This is a genomic window from Vagococcus bubulae (assembly GCF_003950315.1).
Lineage (GTDB): Bacteria > Bacillota > Bacilli > Lactobacillales > Vagococcaceae > Vagococcus > Vagococcus bubulae.
The window spans coordinates 1-1,764 of record NZ_NGJT01000050.1 but is presented as its reverse complement, the minus strand read 5'-3'; the positions used below and the strand labels follow the sequence as shown (position 1 = coordinate 1,764).

Sequence of the window (1,764 nt, the reverse complement as noted above, 5' to 3'; positions counted from 1 at the left end):
AAAGAGGCTGACTAAATAGTCTTTAAAATAAAGAAATAAGGATTTAAGAATAGAAATATCATTCTTAAATCCTTATTTTTGAGTTCATTAGTATCTTTCAACTGCCTATAGGCAGTTAATTTCCTTATGTTTATTGCCATTAATGCAAAACCTAACTCATTAGCTACCTTGTCTTTTCCTCTAACAGAGAAACGAGTGAACGCCAAATTAGCCTTTAGATTTCCAAAGGCTGGTTCTACATCAATTTTTCTTTGTTTATAAATTTTACCTGTTTCTTCTGTATTCATAAGTTCCTTCGCATGAGCTTTAAAATATTCCCAATTATAATTTTTTTGAATGACTCGATTTTTATCACTTTTAGCTTTTGTACATAATGAACGTATTGGACAATTTTTACAGCTTTCACATTCATATAATTTTAGATTTCTCTTGAAACCATACTTATCAATTCTTGTAGAATAACGTTTAAACTTCAAACGACGATTAAGTGGACAAAAATAAACATCTAATAATTCATCATACCGCCAATTAGATACATTAAAAGGGTTAGTTCTATACTTCTTTTTTAATTCTTTTTGATACATCGTGTAGGTAATTAAAGGTATTCTTTCAAAGTCATCCATAGTAGCTTGGTAATTTTCTTCGCTACCATATCCTGCATCAGCAACAATGTATTTTGGAAGTTTAAAATAATTCTCTTTAATCGTTTCTAAAAATGGAATGAGTGTTTTAAAATCCGTTGGATTTTGAAAAACATCATAAGCTAATACATATTGATTGTTTGTAGCAATTTGAACATTGTATCCAGGTTTAAGTTGTCCATTTTTCATATGATCGTCTTTCATTCTCATGAAAGTGGCATCATTATCTGTCTTTGAATAGCTATTTCTTTTATTTAATATGGCTTTTTGTTGCTGATATTTCTGTGTTCTAGTTTTAAAATCTCTGAATTGTTTAAGATATTTCCTTGGTTTAATGCGTTTATTTCTTAACGCTTTTCGTTGCTCTACATTATTCTCATTATTTATTTTATCAGTGAGGTTATTCACTTCATTTTCTAGAGAGTTTGTTATCTTTGTTAAATCTTCAAGATGTAATGGTTCATCTTCATTCTGAATAGCAGGGATAATTTGCTCTTGAACAAGTTGATGATAAAGTTCTTTCGACTTATTTGTTAAGCTTTCCTCGTAATTATTAATACTTTTTTTCCATACAAAAGTATATTTATTGGCGTTAGCTTCTATTTTAGTACCATCTATAAAAATAGCTTCTTCATTAATTAACTTCTGGGTAACCAATTGGTTACGAAAATGAATAAAACATTCTTTCAATAAATATTGGACATGAGGATTAACTCTAAAACGATTAATCGTTCTAAAATTTGGCATTTGAGATTGTGTTAACCAACGAGCACGAATACTGTCTTTAGCCATTGCCTCAATTTTTCGACCAGAAAAAATGGATTGAGTATAGCCACATAGAATCAGCTTTAACATCATTCTTGGATGATAGGATGAAGTTCCCATATTATGCTGAAAATGCTTAAAGGATTCCTCCGGAATACTTTCTACTAACTCATTGATGATAAAAACAATATCATTTCTTTCTAAATAAATTTCTAAATCCAGTGATAATGTGACTTGGTTCATGTTATAATCTTTATACATAAATAGCACTCCTTTTTAGTTGGTTTAGTCACCTTAATTATAAAGGATAGTGCTATTTTTTTCGTCAAAAAAAAGGAACAAAATCAAAAATAATTTT

Annotated in this window: 1 protein-coding gene; it reads right to left on the bottom strand. The window is 29.0% G+C overall.

All coding sequences use genetic code 11. The features are described from left to right. Positions 1-11: 11 nt before the first annotated feature. Positions 12-1,667 carry an IS1182 family transposase gene (locus CBF36_RS12095; protein WP_125958610.1) on the bottom strand — a complete coding sequence of 552 codons (1,656 nt, stop codon included), beginning with the start codon at positions 1,665-1,667 and terminating at the stop codon, positions 12-14. Positions 1,668-1,764 lie beyond the last annotated feature (97 nt).

Excerpts from the sequence above, each read along its gene's own strand:
- CBF36_RS12095 (WP_125958610.1), bottom strand. The coding sequence starts at position 1,667 with ATGTATAAAGATTATAACATGAACCAAGTCACATTATCACTGGATTTA.